The 20844-nt window shown below is 64.3% G+C and carries 21 protein-coding genes; 10 read left to right on the top strand and 11 right to left on the bottom strand.

The window, feature by feature from the left end:
- Nucleotides 1–9: 9 nt before the first annotated feature.
- Nucleotides 10–945: an N-acetylglutamate synthase, CG3035 family gene (locus C3E79_RS09600; protein WP_108404702.1), complete on the bottom strand. Its 936-nt coding sequence runs from the start codon at nucleotides 943–945 to the stop codon at nucleotides 10–12.
- The gene (locus tag C3E79_RS09595; protein ID WP_207656045.1) at nucleotides 946–1518 is read right to left on the bottom strand and encodes a peptide deformylase; all 573 of its coding nucleotides are present in this window, start codon (nucleotides 1516–1518) and stop codon (nucleotides 946–948) included.
- A gap of 16 nt (nucleotides 1519–1534) precedes the next feature.
- Between C3E79_RS09595 and C3E79_RS09590 the strand changes: the two genes are divergently transcribed.
- The 4 genes from C3E79_RS09590 to C3E79_RS09575 all read left to right on the top strand — a co-directional run bounded on the left by C3E79_RS09590 (nucleotide 1535) and on the right by C3E79_RS09575 (nucleotide 5407).
- Nucleotides 1535–1744: a DUF3263 domain-containing protein gene (locus C3E79_RS09590; protein ID WP_108404700.1), complete on the top strand. Its 210-nt coding sequence runs from the start codon at nucleotides 1535–1537 to the stop codon at nucleotides 1742–1744.
- Nucleotides 1745–2654: 910 nt separating this feature from the next.
- On the top strand, nucleotides 2655–3530 hold the full coding sequence (locus C3E79_RS09585) for a DUF559 domain-containing protein (protein ID WP_158268486.1): 876 nt from the start codon (nucleotides 2655–2657) through the stop codon (nucleotides 3528–3530).
- A 9-nt stretch (nucleotides 3531–3539) separates the two neighbouring features.
- A complete protein-coding gene (locus tag C3E79_RS09580; protein ID WP_146183385.1) occupies nucleotides 3540–4262 on the top strand; it encodes a LytR C-terminal domain-containing protein in 723 nt (240 codons plus the stop codon).
- Nucleotides 4263–4273: 11 nt separating this feature from the next.
- Nucleotides 4274–5407 carry a glutamate--cysteine ligase gene (locus tag C3E79_RS09575; RefSeq protein ID WP_108404697.1) on the top strand — a complete coding sequence of 378 codons (1134 nt, stop codon included), beginning with the start codon at nucleotides 4274–4276 and terminating at the stop codon, nucleotides 5405–5407.
- Between the two features lie 3 nt (nucleotides 5408–5410).
- On the opposite strand, the gene C3E79_RS09570 is transcribed toward C3E79_RS09575, so the two are convergent.
- The 8 genes from C3E79_RS09570 to C3E79_RS09535 all read right to left on the bottom strand — a co-directional run bounded on the left by C3E79_RS09570 (nucleotide 5411) and on the right by C3E79_RS09535 (nucleotide 14038).
- Nucleotides 5411–5767, bottom strand: coding sequence for a monovalent cation/H(+) antiporter subunit G (locus C3E79_RS09570; RefSeq protein ID WP_108404696.1), 357 nt, complete (start codon nucleotides 5765–5767; stop codon nucleotides 5411–5413).
- Nucleotides 5764–6042: a monovalent cation/H+ antiporter complex subunit F gene (locus C3E79_RS09565; RefSeq protein WP_108404695.1), complete on the bottom strand. Its 279-nt coding sequence runs from the start codon at nucleotides 6040–6042 to the stop codon at nucleotides 5764–5766. Before C3E79_RS09565 ends, C3E79_RS09570 begins: the two co-directional genes overlap by 4 nt.
- Entirely contained in the window at nucleotides 6039–6557 is a 519-nt protein-coding gene (locus tag C3E79_RS09560; protein ID WP_108404694.1) for a Na+/H+ antiporter subunit E, read from the bottom strand. The genes C3E79_RS09565 and C3E79_RS09560 overlap by 4 nt, the downstream gene beginning before the upstream one ends.
- Before the next feature lie 4 nt (nucleotides 6558–6561).
- Nucleotides 6562–8358: a Na+/H+ antiporter subunit D gene (locus tag C3E79_RS09555; protein WP_108404693.1), complete on the bottom strand. Its 1797-nt coding sequence runs from the start codon at nucleotides 8356–8358 to the stop codon at nucleotides 6562–6564.
- Nucleotides 8355–8846, bottom strand: a complete 492-nt coding sequence (locus tag C3E79_RS09550) for a Na(+)/H(+) antiporter subunit C (RefSeq protein ID WP_108404692.1) — start codon at nucleotides 8844–8846, stop codon at nucleotides 8355–8357. Before C3E79_RS09550 ends, C3E79_RS09555 begins: the two co-directional genes overlap by 4 nt.
- A gap of 1 nt (nucleotide 8847) precedes the next feature.
- Nucleotides 8848–11871: a Na+/H+ antiporter subunit A gene (locus C3E79_RS09545; protein WP_108404691.1), complete on the bottom strand. Its 3024-nt coding sequence runs from the start codon at nucleotides 11869–11871 to the stop codon at nucleotides 8848–8850.
- Nucleotides 11872–12003: 132 nt separating this feature from the next.
- Nucleotides 12004–12522, bottom strand: a complete 519-nt coding sequence (locus C3E79_RS09540; RefSeq protein WP_108404690.1) for an acetyl-CoA acetyltransferase — start codon at nucleotides 12520–12522, stop codon at nucleotides 12004–12006.
- A 196-nt stretch (nucleotides 12523–12718) separates the two neighbouring features.
- Complete coding sequence (locus C3E79_RS09535) at nucleotides 12719–14038, bottom strand: M20/M25/M40 family metallo-hydrolase (protein ID WP_108404689.1); 1320 nt, start codon at nucleotides 14036–14038, stop codon at nucleotides 12719–12721.
- A gap of 862 nt (nucleotides 14039–14900) precedes the next feature.
- On the opposite strand from C3E79_RS09535, the gene groL reads away from it, so the two are divergent.
- A complete protein-coding gene (gene groL / locus C3E79_RS09530) occupies nucleotides 14901–16541 on the top strand; it encodes a chaperonin GroEL (protein ID WP_108404688.1) in 1641 nt (546 codons plus the stop codon).
- Between the two features lie 201 nt (nucleotides 16542–16742).
- The gene (locus C3E79_RS09525; protein ID WP_108404687.1) at nucleotides 16743–16994 is read left to right on the top strand and encodes a hypothetical protein; all 252 of its coding nucleotides are present in this window, start codon (nucleotides 16743–16745) and stop codon (nucleotides 16992–16994) included.
- 36 nt (nucleotides 16995–17030) lie between these two features.
- Here C3E79_RS09525 and C3E79_RS09520 read toward each other — a convergent pair whose 3' ends face one another.
- A complete protein-coding gene (locus tag C3E79_RS09520; RefSeq protein WP_108404686.1) occupies nucleotides 17031–18077 on the bottom strand; it encodes an alpha/beta hydrolase family protein in 1047 nt (348 codons plus the stop codon).
- A 495-nt stretch (nucleotides 18078–18572) separates the two neighbouring features.
- Between C3E79_RS09520 and C3E79_RS09515 the strand changes: the two genes are divergently transcribed.
- The 4 genes from C3E79_RS09515 (at nucleotide 18573) to C3E79_RS09505 (ending at nucleotide 20800) form a co-directional block, all read left to right on the top strand.
- Complete coding sequence (locus C3E79_RS09515) at nucleotides 18573–18770, top strand: PorH family porin (RefSeq protein WP_108404685.1); 198 nt, start codon at nucleotides 18573–18575, stop codon at nucleotides 18768–18770.
- A gap of 75 nt (nucleotides 18771–18845) precedes the next feature.
- On the top strand, nucleotides 18846–19019 hold the full coding sequence (locus tag C3E79_RS11425; protein WP_158268485.1) for a hypothetical protein: 174 nt from the start codon (nucleotides 18846–18848) through the stop codon (nucleotides 19017–19019).
- A gap of 143 nt (nucleotides 19020–19162) precedes the next feature.
- Nucleotides 19163–20065, top strand: a complete 903-nt coding sequence (gene ppk2 / locus C3E79_RS09510) for a polyphosphate kinase 2 (RefSeq protein ID WP_108405156.1) — start codon at nucleotides 19163–19165, stop codon at nucleotides 20063–20065.
- Nucleotides 20066–20800, top strand: a complete 735-nt coding sequence (locus tag C3E79_RS09505; RefSeq protein WP_235840620.1) for an enoyl-CoA hydratase-related protein — start codon at nucleotides 20066–20068, stop codon at nucleotides 20798–20800. It abuts the gene before it with no gap.
- Nucleotides 20801–20844: the final 44 nt, after the last annotated feature.

Here is a 20844-nt window from a genome sequence, read left to right as displayed (position 1 = left end):
CTTCCAACCCTAACCGAGTCGCGCGTAGCGGTGGCGGTGGTGCTCAATGAACCCCAGCTTGGCGTAGAGCCCGAGCGCCGCGGTGTTGTCCGCCCGCACGTGCAGGTAGGCGTTGTGCGCTCCCTGCGCTGCGCCCCACGCGGCCACGGATGCGCCAAGGGCCGTGCCCAATCCCTGCCTGCGCATATCCTGCCTGACCTCCACCGCCGAGTAGCCCAGCCACACCCGGCCGTCGTCGGACTGCGTCAGCGTCACCCTCGTCACCGCCACGGTCTCACCGCCGCGGGTGAGCCGGGCGAACCCCATGCGTCCGTCGATGGGCCGGATCGCCTCGGGCGGCAGGGGCTCGCCGCGGAAGTGGTAGAGGGCGAGCCAGTCGCGATCGGGCTGGCTGAGCACCTCGAAGCCCTCGGCGAGATGGCCGGGGCTTAGCGGGCGCGTCATCACGATGATCTCCTCGCCGAGCACCCAGTCATCACTGAGGATGCGCAGCGCCGGTTTGCCGATGCGCTCCGGGATGAGCAGCTGCACAGGCATTCCGCGCTGGTGGTAGAACTCCGTAATGCGCTCGAGCGGGACGGGGTCGAAGCCGGCCGAGTGGCCGATCGGGGTCGCCGAGTTGGAGCGCTCGGCGATTTCGGCTCCGGCGCGGGCCAGCCAGGCGTCGATAAGCTGCTGCTCACGGCCAGGAAACGCCTTAGCGTAGGCGACCTCGACCGCGCGGATGTCGCTGTTGCGAACCGTGCGCGGCGAAAGCTTCTTGATCACGTGGTACTCGCCGATCTCCATCGCGTCTTTAAATGACGGAAAGCCGCCGACTTCCTGAGGGCGAATTACCAGTGGTTCGAGCGAGACTACGTGGCCGATCACGTCGCTGGCGTGGCTGCCGACGCGTTGCCGCACCACGACCCGATCGCCTATAGCAATGTCATCCGAGCGAAACATCTAGTGGCCGAACGGATCCTCATCCACCCCGGGCAACCACGTCAACCCCGGCTGGTTCCACCCGTTAGCGCGGATCGCGCGCTTCGCCTCACGCTTGTAGCGGCCAGTGAGCACGTCCGTGTAGACGAACCCATCGAGGTGGCCGACCTCGTGCTGCAGGCAGCGAGCGAAAAACCCCTCGCCCTCGACCTCGATGGCCTCACCGTTTTCATCGAGGCCCGTCACCTTTGCCCAGCTCGCCCGGCCGGTGGGGAAGAACTCCCCGGGCAGCGACAGGCATCCCTCGTCGTCATCGCCGTCATCGCGCGGCATCGTCTTCGGAATCTCCGAGGTCTCTAGCACCGGGTTGATCACCGTGCCACGGCGCATGTGGTCCCCGTCCGGGCAGTGGTAGACGAACAACCTCAACGGCAGACCCACCTGGTTTGCCGCCAAGCCAACGCCGTTGGCCGCGTCCATCGTCTCGTGCATATCAGCGATGAGCTCCTTGAGCTCAGCGACCGGCTGCTCCACCGGGTTCGTTGGCGCGTGCAGCACCGGGTCGCCGCAGATCACGATTGGTCGAATTGTCATGCCTAATATATTAAGCATGCTTGACGACGCCGACCTCACCCTCCTCGACTTCGAGGCCACCGCCCCGCGCTCCGTCGGGGCAAAGGAGGAGGCCATCCGCTCCCGGCTCGGGCTCACACCGATCCGCTACTACCAGCGGCTCAACGTGCTTCTCGATTCACCCGATGCCTTAGCCGCCCGGCCGCAGCTGGTGCGACGCCTGCAGCGGGTGCGGGATTCGCGGTAGGTTTTCGGGGTTGGGTTTTCTGTGTCGCCACCTGGGGCGGTTGGTGGGATGTCACAGTTTCGGGGTTGTTCGGCGTGACCACCTGGGGAAACACGGCCGGAAATTCGTTGTATGTGACGTTTCGGAACCGTAGGGTCACATTGACGGGTTTTTTCGGTGTGACCACCTGGGGTTTTGTGGGCTGGTTTGGGTCCGATGTGACATCTCACCGGGCTGGCCTGTCGAGATGTCACATCGAAGCCCTGCGTGACTGTGAGCACCTGGGGTTTGTGCCCCGAAAATCGTTCACTGTGACATCTCACCCTGCGCACCTACCGAGATGTCACATCGAAGCCCCACCGCGGTGTGGCCACCTGGTGTTTTGAGTGCCGAAAACCGTTCAGTGTGACATCTCACCCGGAATGACTGGCCGAGATGTCACATTCAAGCTCTGCGTGACTGTGGCCACCTGGGGAAACGCTGCTGGAAATTCGTTGTATGTGACGTTTCGGAACCGTAGGGTCACATTGACGGGTTTTTTCGGTGTGACCACCTGGGGTTTTGCAGGCCGAAAACCGTTCAGTGTGACATCTCACCCGGAATGACTAGCCGAGATGTCACATTCAAGCCCTGCGTGACTGTGACCACCTGGGGAAACGCCGCTGGAAATGTGTTGTATGTGACATTCCGCAACCGTAGGGTCACACCGGAGCCCCGCCAACAGGTGACCGCCCGGGATTGCAGCAAAAACCAACCCCCGAAGAACGCGGCTATCAAAAACGTCGTTACCTGTACAAACAAGGGAAGGGGCAACGCCCGCCCGCGCCAAAGGCGGAGAAATTTTCCGGAAATACGGAACCGGAGCGCTCTCCGGCCGGTCTAAAAGGGTATGCAGAATACTCGGGGAGAACAAAAGTGGCGGGAGCCGTTGGTGGACGAGCTGGTGGATTTGCGGAGGCTGCGGAGCGATGATCCACGCAGGAGGGATCCTGCGGGGCATGGGTTGACGCTGCTGACGAAGCAGATTGCGATACCGACGGAGGTGCTCAAGCGGCTGCGGTTTCATGAGGACCGGTTCGTGAGGGCGGTGGCCGTCGGCAAGAATGCGTACGCGGCGGTGCTGCTGGGGAGGTCGGCGGCGCGGGTGTTGGGAATGTGGGTGGTGTCGTTGGGTGAGGAGCGGGTCGAGGTCTGCCTTCCGTCGACGCAGGTGCCGCCGACGTATCGGAGGAACAAAAAGGTGGTGTGTAGGCGTCGCAAAGTGCCCTACCTTGATGAGGTGCATGGGGTGCGTGTGACGTTGCCGGTGCGGACGTTCATTGATATCGCGCGTGACCATGGGTTTTGTGAAGGCCTCATCGCGGCGGATTGGTTGCTCGCGCGCGGCTACACCCGCGAGGACCTCCTCGAAGGGCTGCGGCGGATGGGAAAGATGCCCAATGGTGCGGTGGTGCGGCGCTGCATCGAGCATGCGAAGGGGAAATCGGAATCTCCCTACGAGTCCCTCGCGCGGGCAATTCTCATCGAGGCTGGTTTTGTCAACATCAGGGTTCAGGTGCCCGTCGGCGGGTATCGGCTGGATCTGCTTATCGACGACCTCGTCGCCCTCGAGGTCGACGGCGACGTGAAGTACTCCGAGGGTGCGGAGCTTACAATCCTCGAGGAGAACAATCGGCAGAAGGCGCTGATGAACGAGGGGTTTGTGTTTCTGCGTTATCGGCCGCAGGAGTTGAGGGAGGAGCCTGGTCGGGTGGTGCGGCAGGTCCGTGGCGCGTCGCAACGCGTGCGCGTGGGGAGTACGCAATAAAGTGGCCGTGTGACTAATGTGAATCCAGGTAATGATGAGGCGGAGGAGTACCGCGGTTCCCACCGCCGCGTCGAGGACGACGAGGTCGTTGCCGAGGGCGGCAGCACCGCCGCCGCGGCGGGTGGCATCCCGAAGCGCGGCCTGGCGATGATCCTCATCGCCGTGGCTGCCATCCTGCTCCTGTGGGGCATCTACGCCATGACGCAGAAGGGCTCCGGTGACAACGCCGCGGCACCGGCGAGCCCCACCGCGCAGGTGAAACAGCCCAGCCAGCCCGCCCAGCAGCCGCAGGGCCAGCCGACGCAGCAGCAACAGCAACAGCAGAGCCCGCAGCCGAACCCGCAACAAGGAACGCAGCCGAACCCGCAGCCCCAGCCCGGCGCCCCGGCACCGGCGCTGACGAAGCAGAACGCGAAGGTCTACGTCTTCAACAACTCGGCAAACCCGGGTCTCGCGGGGACGACGGCGGATAAACTCGCGCCGGAATATTCGGTGGCGAACAAGAGCGCGGATTCGAAAACGATGAACCTGCCCGAGCAGACCTTTGGTATCTTCCCGGAGACCACTGTGTTCTTTGATCCGCAGGTCAGCGGGGCTGACCAGGTGGCTGCTGAGGTGGCGCAGCAGGTTGGGGGCGTCGCTAAGCCAGTGAGCGAAATCCCGCAGGGCGCGTCCCTGCCGGGCGAGGCGAAAAACAACCGCGAGGCGATTTCTGTCGTGCTCGCCGGTTAAAATAACCCAGCATGGATCCGTTCCGCGATTTCGCCCGCTCCCCGCACCCGACGCTCGGCGTCGAGTGGGAGATCTGCCTCGTTGACCCGGCCACGCGCGACCTCGTTCCGCGGGCGGCCGAGATTATCGACGAAACCCAGGCCCGCCACCCCGAGCTCCACCTGGAGCGGGAGTTTTTGCAGAACACGATCGAGCTGGTCACCCCGGTGTGCCGCAACGCGGGGGAGGCCATCGCGTACCTCGGCGAGGCCACGCACAAGGTCCGTGCCGTCGCCGAGGAGGCGGGGCTTCGCCTGTGGGCCTCCGGCGGGCACCCGTTTACGGATTTCCGCACGCAGCCGCTGAGCCCGAAGATCACCTACCAGGAGATCATCAACCGCACCCAGTACTGGGGAAAGCAGATGTTGCTGTGGGGTATCCACTGCCACATCGGCATCCGGCACGAAGATCGCGTGTGGCCGATCATCAACGCGGTGATGACGAAGTACCCGCACCTGCTCGCGCTCTCCGCCTCCAGCCCGGGGTGGGAGGGGCTCGATACCGGCTACGCGTCGAACCGCACCATGCTCTACCAGCAGCTTCCCACCGCTGGCATGCCGTACCAGTTCGCCAGCTGGGACGAGTGGGTCGGCTTCATGCGCGACCAGCAAACCTCCGGGGTGATTAACCACACAGGCAGCATGCATTTCGACGTCCGGCCGGCCGCAAAGTGGGGCACCATCGAGGTCCGCATCTCCGATGCGACGTCAAACCTGCGCGAGCTCGCCGCGATCTCTGCGCTCACCCACTGCCTTGTCGTCCACTTCGACCAGATGATTGACCGCGGGGAGGAACTGCCCACCCTGCAGCCGTGGCACGTCGCGGAGAACAAGTGGCGCGGCGCCCGCTACGGCATGGAGGCGCTGGTGATCACAAGCCGGGAGACCGAGGAGCGCTGGGTGACAGAGGAAATCGCCGATCTTGTTGACACCCTCCAGCCCGTCGCCGAGCAGCTCGGCTGCGTCGACGAGCTCGGGCTCGTCCCCGAGATCCTCGAGCGCGGCGCCGGCTACCAGCGGCAGCGCCGCGTCTTTGAGGTGCACCAGGATTGGAAGCCCGCCGTCGACCTCGCCTGCGACGAGTTGACGTCGCTCACCTGGGGCTAGCCTTTAAGGGTTTCGGGCCGGGCGCTCGTTGACGGTGATGTCGTCCTCCCCGCCGTAGAGGCCCTCGAGGCGCGAGATGCGCCCGAGGCGCTGCGCCGTGACGGGGCTGGTCATGAGCGCGAAGATGGTCAGCAGGATGAGCATTCCGATATCACTACGCTCGTGCACCCCGAAATTGGGCGAGCCGATAAGCCGGATGATCGTGCCGGTGACCATGAGCACAAGCCCCGTGGTCTGCGGTTTCGTGATCGCGTGCACCCGCGCCATGGTGGTGCGGAAGCGTACCACGCCGACCGCGGCGGAGAAGACCATGAAAGCGCCGGGGAGGATGAAAACGAGGGAAATGATATCTGTGATCACAGCGCATCATCCTTCTTGCGGTAGCGGGCGATGGACGCCGAGGAGATGAATCCGAGCAGCGCGATGACGATCATGACGTCAACCACCGTCGTATCCAGCGACCAACAGATGTAGAGGGCGAGTACGCACTGCAGGGATGCAGAGATAGCGTCGTTGCCAAGTGCACGGTCCATCGAGTTCGGGCCAACGACGATGCGCCAGGCGATGGTGAAAAACCCCACGACGAGGAGCACCGCGGCGAGGCCGAGGAAGGCGTTATAGACGGCCGGGTTCATCGGGCTGACCCCCTGCTTTCAAAGATGTCGATCATGTCTCGCTCCAGCTTGGCCACGTTTTCCCGCTCGCGCTCGATGTCCTCGGGCCCGTCGGCGTCGAGGACGTGGATGGTCCAGGTGCGGTTGGCCACGTCTAAGTCCGTGACCGAACCGCCCGGCTGCAGGTTGTAGGCGCAGGTGGCGAGGTAGAGCACGAGGTCGTTGGACACGCGCATGGGCACCTGCAGCACTGCGTTGCGCGGCGGCGCGGCCGGGCGCAGGGCCAGCCACGCGACCTTGGCCGAGGCGGTGAGCAGGTCGCCGAACCACCTTAGGACGAAGACGATGAGCTTGCCCCAGGCGACGCGGCTGTGGCTGCGCGGGATCTGCGGCAGCGGCAGGAACAAGACGATGGCTAAGGCGAGGAGGAGCCCGGCCACGACGTTGGCGAGGGTGAGCTCACCCATGAGCAGCACCCACATGAAGGTGAGCCACACGACGTAGCTTAAATGCAGGCGGCTTTTCAATCCATCCATGGTGTTACTGCCTTTCCGTCGGTTCCGCCGATTCGGCTTCGGTGGCGCCGTTGCCCGGGTTGACGGGCCGCGGCACCGGGGCGGTGCTTAACCCCGGGGAGGAGACGACGTCATCTCCTCCGGGGCGCTCTGTAATCCCGTCCGAGGCCGGCTCGCCACCGAGCTCGAGGTCGCGGGTCGGCGCGGCGTCGTCGGTGCCCAGCACGGCCGCGCGGTAGATTTCGACGTCTCCCACCTGCTCTGCCGCCCGCCCCGTCACGGTGGCGACCGGGCCGGCGAGCACGGTCAGCGACAGGGAGGCGGTGATGAGCATGACGGTAGAGAGCAGCATGCCCACCGGGATCCCGCCGACGACGTTGCGTTCCTCCGCCGGGATGGTGGAGTGGTTACCTGCCAGGGAGGAGGGCCGGTCGACGGCGAGGTGGCCCTCGGGGGCGTCGGCACGATCGCGCAGGAAGCCCTTGGAGAAGACGAGGATCATCGAGTAGAGGGTGAGCAGCGAGGTCACCACGGTGCCCCCGACGAGCGTCCAGGCCAGCCACGACCCGTCGCGCGCGCCCGCTTCGAGGAGGAGGACCTTGCCCAAGAACCCCGAGAACGGCGGGATGCCGCCCATATTCATCGCCGGGATGAAGAACAGAATGGCGATCAAGGGGGAGGCGTAGATCACCGAGCCGAGCCTGCGCAGCTGCGAGGTTCCCGCGTGGCGCTCGATGAGGCCGACGACGACGAAGAGCGTGGTCTGGATCAAAATGTGGTGCACGGCGTAGAAGATCGCCCCGCCCCACCCCGCAACCGAGCCCAGCGCGACGCCGAAGAGCATGTAGCCGATGTGGCTGACCAGGGTGAACGAAAGTAGTCGTTTGATGAGGTTCTGGGCGAGCGCGCCCATGATACCCATGATCATCGTCGCCAGCGCCACCCACATGAGCACGGTGTCGAGGGAGCCGTCGGTAAAGACGGTCGAGCGCATCCGGATGATCGAGTACACACCGACCTTCGTCAACAAGCCGGCGAAGACCGCGGTGACCAGGGAGGCCGCGCTGGGGTAGGAGTCGGGGAGCCAGGCGTCGAGGGGGAAGGCGGCGGCTTTGATGCCGAAGGCGACGAGCAGGGTGGCGAAGATCGCCGAGCGGGTGCCCACCGGCAGCTCCTCGAGCCGCATGCCCGCCTGGGCCATGTTGACCGTCCCCACCGAGGCGTAGATCAGCGCGAGCGCGATGAGGAAGACCATCGAGGAGGCCATGGAGACCATGACGTAGCCGATGCCCACGCGCACGCGCGCCGCGGACGCGCCGAGGGTGAGCAGGATGTAGGAGGCGACAAGGAAGATCTCGAAGCCGACGTAGAGGTTAAACAGGTCCCCGGCGAGGAACGCCAGGTTCACGCCCATGGTCAGCAGCATGTAGCTCGGCAGGAACACCGCGACAGGGTCGTCCTCTGTGCCGTCCTTCAATCCCTGGGAGATGCCGTACCACATCACGGCGAAGAGCACGATCGAGGAGACAGTGAGGAAGACCGTGGAGAGGCGGTCGGCGACCAAGGTGATGCCAATGGGGGCGTCCCACCCGCCGACCTGCAGGGTCTGGATGCCGTAGGTGGTCGAGACGATGAGCAGCGAGGCCGCCACGAACGCCAGGGAGAGCAGCGTGAAAAAGGCGATGGTGTGCTGCAGCGTCAGGTGCTTGTCAAAGAGCAGGATCAACGCCGCGGCGAGCGCGGGGAGGAGGATCGGCACCGCGATGAGGTAGGGGACGGCCGGGGCGAGCCAGGCCGCGTAGCTGACAAACATCTCACTCATTTCTCGTCGGCCCCTTCCACGGGTTGTTCGAAGGAGCGCGGGCCGAAGTTGTCGCCGGAGGCGCTGGCGCGCCCGGTGTGCGGGTCGTCGGAGGCGTCGTGATCCGGTTGCGCGGAGGCGGTCGAGGGGCGGGCGGCGATCGCGCGGTCTTCCTCGTCGCGCTCGATGAGGTCGTCGACACGATAGCGGAACTGGCGGTAGGCCAACGCGAGGAGGAAGGCAGACATGGCCATCGAGATAACGATGGCGGTGAGGATCATCGCCTGGGCCAGCGGGTCGGCCATCTTCTCGCCGTAGCGCTCTGTGGTGCGCCCGATGATCGGCGGGGAACCGGCTTGGCCGCCGGCCTGCAGCATGATGAGGTTCACGCCGTTGCCAAGCAGCAGAATACCCATGATCATGCGGGTCATCGCACGATCGAGCATGAGGTAGACGCCGCAGGAGATGAGGACCCCGGAGGCGATGAGCAAAAACAAGTTGGCAGTCATCTCAATCTCTCCTTTGGGCTTCACTTATCAACGTCGACCCGCCCGCAACGGAGACGCGTTGCGGCGCAGGCGTTCCAGGCTCGGTGGCATCCGTACTGCGCCCGGCTCGTTCGACGCGGCGCTTCGTCTGGGCGGCTCGGCGTTTTTCGTTTTTCTCCAATAGTGCGCGGGCGCGACCCTTCACGCGGTCCTTGCGCGCCTGTTCCTCCCGGTCGAGGAAGCCTCCGAAGGAGTTGAGGATATGGAGGATAAGGCCGATGACGATGACGTAGACCCCGGCGTCGAAAAGCATCGCGGAGACGATGCTCACCTCGCCGATGAACGGCAGCTCGAGCTCCACGTGCGCGGAGGTCAAAGGTGGGTTGCCGAGGAGGAGGGGAGCAGCCACCGCCGTGGCCGAGAGCAGCAGACCCGTGCCCAAGAGCGTCGACGGGTTTATGGGCAGCGCCTCCTCGATTTCCTTACGGCCCCCCGCGATGTAGCGCAGCGAGAACGCCAGGGCGGCGACGAGGCCGCCGGCGAAGCCGCCGCCGGGAGCGTTGTGGCCGGCGAAGAAGAAGTAGGCCGAGAGCAGCATCATCGAGGGGAAGAGGATGCGCGCGGAGACCGCAACCATGAGGTGGCGGTTTTGCGACGTCTCGGAGCCGGCCTGGGAAGCAAGCCAGCGCGGCACCGTCGCGGAGAGCACCGGGCGGCGGGTTTGGCGGTGGAATGAACCAGTGCCGAAGATGAGGCTGGCCACGCCTGTGGCAGCGATGATAAGGACGGTGATTTCTCCGAAGGTGTCGAACCCGCGGAGATCTACAAGCAAAACGTTGACCACATTGCGGCCGTGGCCAATCTCGTAGGCGAGGCCCGGCATCGCCGTTGAGATCGGCTCTGCCACCCGAGCCGACATCGCGGTCATAGCAATGATGACCACGGAGAGCCCAGTGCCGATAGAGAGCCAGGCACGCAGGCGCACGTCGCTATCGCCGCGGGCCTCCAGATTTGCAGGGAGCTTGCGCAGCACGAGCATGAAGATGACCATGACGATGGTCTCTACGAGTATCTGGGTCAGGGCGAGGTCGGGAGCGCCGTGCAAGGCGAAGATAAGTGCAAGGCTAAAGCCGGTGAGCCCGACAATGATGACTCCGGAGAGGCGGTTGCGCTGCATCACCGCCCCGAGCGCGAGCAGCGAGGCAAGCACAGCCGTAAACGCCTGCCAGGGGTTGTCGGCGACGATGATGCGGATGTCGTTGGACTGGCCGAGGATGAGTGAGAGCAGCGGGAACACCATGAGCACGAAGAAAATCGTGGCCAAGTTGATCGCCAGCGAGCCGCGCTGGGTCGACGCCGTCAAACGCAGCGAGGTAATCGAGAGTGCGCGGATGATGTTGTCCCACACCGAGTTGGCGTCGCCAAGCGCGGGGCGCTCGAAATACGCTCGCGCGACGAGGTCGCGCTGCCAAAACATCAAGGTGCCCAACGCGACGATGAGTGCCGTGAGCGCGAGCGGGATGGTAAAGCCGTGCCACAACGCGAGCTCGCTCGCCGCAACCTCCGGGAAGCGCACGTCGAGGTATTCGTTAATCACACCGCTCACCCAGCCCGGCCAGGGACCAAGTGCGACGGTGAGCACGGTGAGCACCGCGGGGGAGAGCCACAGGGTGGGCCCAATCGGATGCATGTGCGCTACAGCTTTAGACACAGTCCCGTCCGCGGGCGAGCCGAGGGAGAAAAAGGCGCCGAAGATGAAGCGCAGCGAGTAGGCCATGGTGAGGACGGAGCCCGCGACAAGCCCGGTGAGCAGCATGTAGCCGGGCATCCCGTGGAGCAACTCCTCGTGGAGCACCGCGTCGAGCGCGGCCTCTTTGGCCACGAACCCATAGAGCGGGGGGATGCCCGCCATGGAGGCCGCCGAGACGATGGCGAGGCCGGCCACCAGCGGCTCCTTGCCGCCCAGGCCGGTGAGCTTGCGAATATCGCGGGTGCCGGTCGTGTGGTCGATCGCGCCGACGACCATGAACAAGGTCGCCTTGAAAATAGAGTGTGCCATGGTCAGCGCGAGGCCGGCCATGGTAGCCTCGCGCGAGCCAATGCCGATGACCGCGAAGATGAACCCGAGCTGGGAGACGGTGCCGTAGGCCAAAATGAGCTTAAGGTCTGTCTGCTTGAGCGCCATCCAGCCACCAAGCAGCATGGTAAAGGTCCCCATGCCACAGACGACGATGTGCCAGGTGGGTACCGCCGCGAAGTCGGGGGCGAGGCGGGCGACAAGGTAGATTCCGGCCTTGACCATCGCGGCGGAGTGCAGGTACGCGGAGACCGGGGTGGGCGCGGCCATCGCCCCGGGCAGCCAGAAATGGAACGGAGCCTGCGCGGACTTCGACAGGGCGCCGAGCATGATGAGCACGATCGCCGCGGCGATGCCTGGGGTGGCGGCGACCTGGTCGAGCTGGGAGATCTCGGAGAGCCGCCAGATGCCTGTCGTCACACCGAAGAGCACGATGCCCACAAGCATGGCTAGCCCGCCGAAGGTGGTGACCATGAGCGCCTGCAGGGCGGCGCGGCGGGAGGAGGCCCTCTCGCCGTAGTAGGACACCAACAGGTACGACAGAACCGAAGTCAGCTCCCAGAACATATACATGAGCAGGAAATTATCGGCAATGACGAGGCCGTACATCACCATGGTGAACATGGTGAGCTCCGCGCCGAAGACGGCGAGGCGGCGCGGGTTGGAGTCGAAGTAGCCCCAGCAGTAGAACAGCACCAGCGCGCCGACGCCCAGGATGATGAGGCTAAAGAGCCCGGAGAGCGCATCGAGGTGGAACTCCAGGTTGAGGTTCGTGCTGGGCATCCACTCGTAGGTGGCTAAGATGGCCCCGCCGTCGGAGAACACCCCGCCGTTGAACAGGCTTAAGATCCAGGCAAACCCCGCGAGCGGGACGAGCGCGATGAGGGCAAACGTGACCCGGCCGATGGCGCGCAGCATGATCGGCGCGGCGATCATGGCAACTGTGAGTGCTAAGAGCAATGTCAGCACAATGCGTACCCCTCCATTTCTCGGCTGGACGGGCGACGCGCGTGCTGCCGCCGTCGGGAGGAAAAGTTTTTAATTAAAAAATATGCGCCGCCGCGAAGGCGACGCAATGAACGCCTATGAGTGTAGCAGGGTTTAGAGATTGCCGTAGATGCGTTGTGCGCCGGCGGAGAGCGCCGAGGCGACGGAGTGGGCCGGGTTAGGGCCGAATCCGACGGCCCACGCGCTGCGGGTGTGGTTGACCTGGTGGGCGACCTTGACGCAGGTCACGGTGGCTTCGTGCAGCGCGATCTGGTGGAAAGCCAAGACCTCGACGTAGCGGCCGTGCTCGGCCAGGATGGCGCTTATCGCGGCGAGGGGGCCGGAGGCGGTGACCTCACAGTGCGTGGTCTCGGGGGCTCGCGTCTTCGATGTGCGCGTCAGCTCGGCGGTGTAGAGGCTATCGCACCAGTTCAGCTTATCGACGCCCGTGACAACGACCTGCATCGTCGGTGCCGGCGCGTAGGTTGCCATGAACAGCCCCCAGTCCATCCCGCGGGCCTGCTCGCGCAGTTCCTTGGGCAGGCGGGTGTCGATGTCGTAGCGAGCCTGGAACGGGTCGCGGTAGTCGGAGAGGAGGTTGTGGGCGGTGGGTGTGGTGGCGGTGATTGCCATGGCGAGCGATTCCTTATCCGTGTGGGGGAGTGAGTCGGCCCAAATTTTTTCTGGGTTGCCCTAGCGACTACTTCCCCGTGCCACGAAAGGCCGTTTAACTATGGCCGGGGTGCGTAGCCTTTCCTACCGCTACTACTCGCTTCGCTGTCATGCGCATCACACTACTGGCTCCCGGCGTCCCGCGCAAGGGGGGGTCTTAGGCTCCGAACCGGGTGAGGAACTCGGCCTCGGCGAGGGCGATGCGCTCGATCTCGGTCGGGTCGACCGACTCGTCCACGCCGTGGATCCCGCACTGGGGTTCTTCGACGCCGAAGAGGACGATCTCCGCGCCCGGGACGTTGTCCTGCAGGGTGATCGTCAGCGGGATCGAGCCGCCCGAGCCGACGACGGCGAGGGAGTCGGCGCCGTAGGATTCCCGCAGGCACTCCCCGAACAGCGTGATTGCGGGGCCTGTGATGTCGGTGGCGAAGGGCTCGTTGATCTGGGTGACCTCGATATCCACCTGGGCTCCCCACGGGGTGTTGGCGTTGATGTGCTCTTCGAGCTTGGCCGCGGTCTCCGCCGCGCTCATCCCGGCGGGGACACGGAGGTTAAACTGCGCGCTGGCGTGCGAGTTCACCGCGTTGAGGGCCTCGTCGACGGGGCGGGAGGTAAAGCCGATCATGGTCACCGCCGGGCGGGCCCAGACCATGTCGGCGGGCTCGTCGTCGACGGTGCCGTAGAGCTGCACGCCCTCGAGCACACCCGCGTCCTTGCGGAAGGTCTCGCGGTCATACGCGTCGCCCTCCCAGGTGCCGAGGCAGTTGACTCCGTCGATGGTGGTGCGCCCATGGTCGTCGAAAAGCGAGCGCGCGATGTGGATCAGCGCAGCAGCCGCATCGGGGGCCGCGCCGCCGAAGTTACCGGAGTGCGCGTCGCCCTCGAGTGTCTGTACATCCACGCGGACCTGCGCGCCGCCGCGCAGCTGCGTGGTCAGCGTCGGCGTGCCGGCCGCGACGTTACCGGTATCGGCGATGAGGATCGCATCCGCCGCGAACAGCTCGGGAGAGGCCTCGATGAGCCTCTCCAGCCCGCCGTTGCCGCCGAGCTCCTCGGAACCCTCGACCACGACCGTGATGTTGGCCTTGGGCTCTGCCAGTCGCAGCGCCTCGAGGTGCATGGCGATGTTGCCCTTGCAGTCTGCGGCGCCGCGCCCGTACCAGCGCCCGTCGCGCTCCGTCAGCGTGAACGGGTCCGACGTCCACTCCTCCGGGTTGTTCGCCGGGACGACGTCGTAGTGGCTGTAGAGAAGCACCGTCGGGGCGTTATCGGCGATGTGGCGGCGGGCGATGATGGCATCCGCGTTATCGACAGTCGCGTGCCGGGTGACCTCGAAGCCCTGGCCTTCTAAGGCCTCGCACACCCACGCGCACGCCGCGTCGTGCTGCTCGGCGAGCTCCGGCACCGAGTGCGGGGAGTTGAACGATACGAGGGATGAAAGGTCTGCGAAAATGCGGTCACGGTTGGGTTTTTCCATGGGTTCGAACGTACCACCGGCCCTGTCGGTGCTTTGCGCGTGGATTGTGGGTGGAGAGGTTGTGCGCGGGCGGTGGGATGTCACGTTTCCGGGGGTGTTCGGTGTGGCCGCCTGGTTTTTTGGGGGGCGGTTTGGGATGGATGTGACGTTTCGGGACCGTAGGGTCACATTCAAGCGGTGTGAGACTGTGACCACCTGGGGTTTTGTGCCCGGGTTTTCGTTCAATATGACATCTCACCCGCCTAGCCTGTCGAGATGTCACATTCAAGCCCTGCGTGACTGTGACCACCTGGGGTTTTGTGCCCGGGTTTTCGTTCAATGTGACATCTCACCCGCCTAGCCTGTCGAGATGTCACATTCAAGCCCTGCGTGACTGTGACCACCTGGGAAAACGCAGCCGGAAAATCGTTGGATGTGACGTTTCGGAGCCGTAGGGTCACATCGAAGCCCCGCCGAGAGCGGATCACCTGGGCAAACGCACCCCGAAAACCCTCCGATGTGACATCCCACCCCGCCCACCTGCCGGGATGTCACATCGAAGCCCGGCCAAGATTCGGCCACCCGGGCAAACATTGCCCGGGTCCCGCAAGTCTCATCCGCCCCATCCCCCTCCGGCCCAGCCGCACGCAACCGTGCGGGGGATGGCCGCCCCGGGGTAGAGCGGACGTGCCGCTCTGCAAACACCTTGCACTCGCCGGGCGGGACTGCTAAAAATGGGTTAGCACTCAAGGTATCCAAGTGCTAGAGCGGGTGAGGCTGTCTCACTCACCAGCCGTGCCGTCGCGGGCGCCTGCTTGAACCGACGTTGAGTGGCGCCATCAAACGAACACTCTCAACGAAGTAAGAGGAGTACCTAACTCACATGGCAAAGATGATCGCATTCGACGAGGAAGCACGCCGCAGCCTGGAAAACGGGCTGAACACGCTTGCTGATGCCGTCAAGGTCACCCTCGGCCCGAAGGGCCGCAACGTTGTCCTGGAGAAGTCCTGGGGAGCCCCGACGATCACCAACGACGGCGTGACCATCGCCAAGGAGATCGAGCTCGAGGAACCGTACGAGAAGATCGGCGCTGAGCTGGTCAAGGAAGTAGCTAAGAAGACTGACGACGTCGCCGGCGACGGCACCACCACCGCAACGGTGCTCGCCCAGGCGCTCGTGCGCGAGGGCCTGCGCAACGTCGCGGCGGGCTCCAACCCGATGGGCATCAAGCGCGGCATCCAGGCGGCGACGGAGCGCGTGGCCAAGCACCTGCTCGAGACCGCGAAGGAGGTTGAGACGCAGGAGCAGATCGCCTCGACCGCCGGCATTTCCGCGGGTGATTCCTCCATCGGTGAGAAGATCGCTGAGGCGATGTACGCCGTGGGCAACGGTTCGGTGAACAAGGACTCCGTCATCACCGTGGAGGAGTCCAACACCTTCGGCGTTGACCTCGAGGTCACCGAGGGTATGCGTTTTGACAAGGGCTTCATCTCCGCATACTTCGCCACCGACATGGAGCGCGGTGAGGCCGTGCTGGAGGATCCGTACATCCTGCTCGTCTCCTCCAAGATTTCCAACGTCAAGGACCTCCTGCCGGTGCTCGAGCAGGTCATGCAGTCCGGCAAGCCGCTGCTCATCATCGCTGAGGACGTCGAGGGCGAGGCCCTTTCCACCCTCGTGGTCAACAAGATCCGCGGCACCTTCAAGTCGGTTGCTGTGAAGGCGCCGGGCTTTGGTGATCGCCGCAAGGCTATGCTGCAGGACCTCGCGATCCTCACCGGCGGCCAGGTGATCTCCGAGGAGGTCGGCCTCTCGCTCGAAACCACCGATCTCGCGCTGCTCGGCCAGGCCCGCAAGGTTGTCATCACCAAGGATGAGACCACCATCGTCCAGGGCGCTGGCGACCAGGCTCAGATCGATGGCCGCGTCAAGCAGATCCGTGCCGAGATCGAGCACTCGGATTCCGACTACGACCGTGAGAAGCTGCAGGAGCGCCTGGCCAAGCTCGCCGGCGGCGTTGCCGTGATCAAGGTCGGTGCCGCCACCGAGGTTGAGCTCAAGGAGCAGAAGCTGCGCATCGAGGACGCCGTGCGCAACGCCAAGGCTGCCGTCGAGGAAGGCATTGTTGCCGGCGGTGGCGTGGCCCTGCTGCAGGCCGCCAAGGAGCTCGAGGGCGAGCTCGGCCTCGAGGGTGACGAGGCTACGGGCGTGAAGATCGTCCGCGAGGCTCTCTCCGCCCCGCTGAAGCAGATCGCTCTCAACGCCGGCCTGGAGCCGGGCGTGGTGGCCGACAAGGTCTCCAACCTCGAGCTGGGCCACGGCCTCAACGCCGCGACTGGCGAGTACGTCGACATGATGGCCGCTGGCATCAACGACCCGGCGAAGGTGACCCGTTCCGCCCTGCAGAACGCCGCCTCCATCGCTGGGCTGTTCCTCACCACCGAGGCTGTCGTCGCCGACAAGCCGGAGCCGGCTGGTGCCGCGGGCGCTGGCATGGATCCGGAAGCAATGGGCATGATGTAAGCATCTGCTTAGCGACGCCTGAAGCAACCCGCAGCGCCCTCTCCATGTATTTCTTGGGAGGGCGCTGCTGTATAGGCGCCGAAAGCTGTGTCACTCTGGTGTGCACAGGACACCCCGCAGCGGAGCGAATCTGGCCCGTCACCCGAAACTTTGGCGCAGTATCGAGAGATAGACCCGGAGCTGGCGTAACGGGCGTTCTCAATGGCTGAGCGAAGCGTCGAAGCATCTACGGATGAAATCATCACCTTGGCACATGGCGACGTGGATTCGATCAGACGCGGGCAGTGGATGAGCTTCGCAATGTTCGTGGCCTCTGTGATCACGGCGCTGCTGGCATTTGCGATGAGCAATGATGTCGTACTCTCCGGCCTCTTTTTGTCGCCGGCAGTCTTTCAATTCCTCGGAAAGTTCATTCGTACTGTCAGGTCGGAGGAGAACGAGAAGGTCGAGTAACGGCTGCAGATGAACTCTGCAGCACGGTGCCTCGAACTACCCCACGTACTGCCGCACCCACTCCGCCTGGATGTCGAAGCTATTGCGGACGGATCCGTTGTGGTCTGAGTCAGGCACCTCGCGGTAGTCGACCGTGATGCCCTTGGCCTCCCACGTTGCGATGGTGGCCTTGACGGCCTCGCGGTTGATGGTGGTGTCGTTATCGCCGGTGAGGATGAGGAGGGGGCCTTGGGGTGCCATGAGCTCGAGCCGTTGGGCGTCGAGAAGATCTTGCATGGTCTTGGTGTTGGCCTTGGAGATGAAAAGCTCCCCGCCGGAGACGCCTTCGACCTCGTCGGTGAGCTCGGGAAGCGAGAGCTGCTGGGCCTTCTCGATGAGCTCCGCGCCGCGCTCGCTGGCAAAGTCTGCCGGGTCGACCTCCTCGAACGCGTTGATCGCGCCGGCCATGACGATGGGGAAGAAGCGCACGCCCTTGCCCTTGAGCATCTTGGCCACGTCGACAGGGCGGATGCCCATGAGACGGAGGTTTTTGTTCACAAGCTCGGTATCGCCAGGCGCGATGGCGATCGTGGCGGCCAAATTGTCAGCCGGAGAGTCCGATGCTGCCAGCGCCGCGTACCCGCCCTGGCTGAAGCCCACGTTGACCCAGCGCGCACCGGGGGAGAAGCGTGCTGCGGCCTCTTCGACGAGGCGGTTGATCGAAGAGGCGAGGGAGGCGCGGTGCATGTAGGTGCCCGGCACTTCGTCGACGCCTAGGCCCTCGTAGTCCGGCTGGGTGACGATGAACCCGGCGTCAAGCCAGTGCTGCAGGTAGGCCGTCCAGTGCGGGATGTAGCGGCCGATGGGGTCGCCCTCCTTGTAGAGGGATGGCGCGCTCGAAGTCGATAGCCCGGTGGTGCCGTGGGCCCAGCTGGCAATGGTGCCGTCGTCACGCGGGGCGGGCGGCACGGTGACCAGACCCGTCATGGGAACCGGGCCGCGCGCGCCCTCGGCGGTGTAGCGCACCCGGTAGACGGTGCCGCCGCGGGGTGCCGCAGGAGCTTCGGAATCGGGGATCTGGGTCCACTCTGTCGATGTGGGCATGCGTGTTCTCCTTATATATGCGCGAGGGTTTGTGCGGGAAAATTAGGATCCTCTACCTACTTTAGGGTGGTTGGGCCGGTTTGGCAGCGTTGCTCCGGGGAATGTCGTGAACCTGGCGGCTGGTTGTGGGCCCATGGGGAGAGGCGGCCCACTGAAGGGGAAAACGGGCCAAAATACCCCCGAAATAGGGTAGTATTCAGCCGTTTCACGGATAAATAAAAGAGATTACTTAGGAAAATCGTTCAGCTCTTGTTCACATGTAGTTAAAACTGTGGAACCTATAAGCGCTGTTGAAATGATTTGGCACGGAAACGTACGGAACCGTAACCGGTGGAATAGGTAACGAAAAGGTTACAAATCGTGCCGGACCGGCCGATCTGGAGGGGTTGACCCCTGCCATCGATGTGGCATTATTGCCCCTACGACGCCCCAAGGGTGTCAGTACACATCAAGCTTCTGCCAGTCATACTGGCACCAATCCTCTAAGGGGAAAATATGGACCTCGGTACCATCGCTACCCAGTTCGGCGACTTCGGCAAGTTCGCCGAGGCTTTCGCTAAGTTCTTCCAGGGCTTCGCCGGCCTGTTCGATACCTTCGGTAACTGGGCCACCGACGACGGTGACATCATCAACAACACCTCCAGTGTCTTCGAGGGTGACTACCAACCCGCGATCAATGCCGCGGACAAGTAATTTTCGCACCCACCCAAATCGCTTCCCCGGTGATACGCGGTCGATGCGTCACCGAACTTGAAAGGAAAACCACCCATGGAACCCAACGTCACCAACTCTGACATCCAGTTCAAGCTCGACACCCTGCAGTGGGCGCAGCTCTCCTCCGGTGACACCGTCACCGGCGAGCTCCTCGACTTCATCAAGACCATCGGCGGCCTGTCCAAGAACATCGCCGACATGCTCTCCGTCGCTGCCAAGTACCTCTAAACCCTTAGAGGCACAGGCCTAGGGCCTGCTGATAAACCCCGCCCAAGTGGCGGGGTTTTTGCGTATGCGCAGCAGGTTTGCGCGCCCGCCGGGGCGTGGAAGTTAGCGGGCGACAAGCCGCAACCGGCGCTAAGATGTGCTTCATGGCACAAGACCACAAAGAAGACGACATGCCAATGGTGGACCTCGCCCAGACCGAGGGGTATTGGGTGGATGACTCCGACGAGGACGACCCGGTCCTGCTTCAGGCGGACGGGACCCCGATTGAGACCTGGCGCGAGAACTACCCGTACGACGAGCGGATGACGCGCGAAGAGTACGAAAAGACCAAGCGTGCCCTGCAGATCGAGCTTCTCAAGTGGCAGAACTGGACCAAGGACACAGGTCAGCGCCACATCATCCTCTTCGAGGGGCGCGACGCGGCCGGCAAGGGTGGCACCATTAAGCGCTTCAATGAGCACCTCAATCCTCGTGGTGCCCGCACGGTGGCGTTGGAGAAGCCGTCGCCACGCGAGAGCACGTCGTGGTACTTCCAGCGCTACATCCAGCACTTTCCCGCCGCTGGCGAAATCGTCTTCTTTGACCGCTCGTGGTACAACCGCTCCGGCGTCGAGCGCGTCATGGGCTTTTGCACCGAATCCCAGCACGCCGAGTTCCTCCGCGAGGTTCCCATGCTGGAGAACATGCTCCTCGGCTCCGGGATTTCGCTGACGAAGTTCTGGTTCTCCGTGACGCAGAAGGAGCAGCGCACCCGCTTCGCCATCCGCCAGGTCGACCCGGTGCGCCAGTGGAAGCTCTCGCCGATGGACCTTGCCTCGCTGGATAAGTGGGACGACTACACCCGGGCGAAGGAGGAGCAGTTCCGCTACACGGACACGGACGAATCGCCCTGGATCACGATTAAGTCCAACGACAAAAAGCGCGCGCGCATCAACGCGATGCGCTACATCCTCAGCAAGTTCGAATACACCAACAAGGACCACGAGATCGTCGGCGAGCCCGACCCGCAGATTGTCAAGCGTGGCCGCGACCAGATCGGGGACTAGGTGGATCTCCTGCGCGAGCAGCGTGGGCGCATCACGCTGCTGACCATCAACCGCCACGAGCGGCGCAACGCCCTGACGGTTGAGCTCGTGCGCGAGCTGCGCGACGCGATTCAGGCCTCCGCCTCGCGTGCGATCGTTCTTACCGGGGCGGGGAGCGCGTTTTGCGCGGGCGCGGACTTGAAAGACGGGTTGGGCGGCGAGTTCTTCGCCGAGTTCGAGCGTCTCATCCATGCGTTGCGACGCCACAGTGCGCCCATCATCGCCCACGTCAACGGCCCGGCCATCGGGGCCGGGATGATGCTCACCATGGCCTGCGACATCCGCGTCGCCGCCGAGACGGCGCGCTTTGCCCTCCCCGTGGCCGACATGGCCATCGGCGTCGACGGCTGGGTCGCCTCCAGCCTGGTCGGCTACGTCGGGGCCTCGCGCGCCCGCGCCATGCTTATCGCCGGCGCCCCGCTCCCGCTCGGCGACGCCGTGAGCTGCGGATATGTCACGGCGGGTGAGAGTGAGCGCGCGGTGGAGATCGCGGAGGTCGCGGCGGCGAAGGCGCCGCTGACCGTGCGCAATATTAAGGCCGAGCTCGCCCCCGACCTCTTTAGCGCCGACGAGCGATCCTCGTTCCGGGATGCCGCGATGAGCTCCCCGGACTTCCTTGAAGCCGCCGCCGCGCGCAGGGAGGGGCGTGCGCCGCTGTTTACCGGCCTGGAGGCATCGTCCGAAAAACCCGCCTGACCTGGGGTTAGGTGCTGTAGTGTCGGCCTTTTCGGGGCGGAGAT

It is taken from the genome of Corynebacterium liangguodongii (assembly GCF_003070865.1).
Classification (GTDB): domain Bacteria; phylum Actinomycetota; class Actinomycetes; order Mycobacteriales; family Mycobacteriaceae; genus Corynebacterium; species Corynebacterium liangguodongii.
Note: the sequence above shows the minus strand (reverse complement) of the source record. Positions and strands in the feature narration are given on the sequence as shown.